This is a genomic window from Paraburkholderia sp. SIMBA_053 (genome assembly GCF_046534895.1).
Lineage (GTDB): Bacteria > Pseudomonadota > Gammaproteobacteria > Burkholderiales > Burkholderiaceae > Paraburkholderia > Paraburkholderia caledonica.
Map to the genome: position 1 here is coordinate 1 of NZ_JAWRXU010000932.1, position 263 is coordinate 263.

The 263-nt window shown below is 67.3% G+C and carries 1 protein-coding gene; it reads right to left on the reverse strand.

All coding sequences use genetic code 11. The annotated features are described in order from the left end of the window. Positions 1–263, reverse strand: a 263-nt coding sequence (locus tag SB753_RS38340; RefSeq protein ID WP_410805327.1) for a methyl-accepting chemotaxis protein, incomplete at both ends; no start/stop codon positions are given.

The window sequence follows — 263 nt, forward strand, 5'->3', positions numbered from 1 at the left end:
GGCTCTGTTCGCTCGAGGCCGCCGCAATCTCCGACATGATGTCCGTCACGCGCGCCACGGCATGCGTGACTTCCGTCATCGTCTTGCCCGCTTCGCCGGCAAGCGACGAGCCGTCGCGAATCCTTCCCACCGAATCGGCGATCAGATCCTTGATCTCCTTCGCCGCGCTCGACGAGCGCTGCGCGAGACTCCGCACTTCGCTTGCGACCACCGCGAAGCCGCGTCCCTGTTCGCCCGCGCGTGCCGCTTCCACGGCTGCGTTC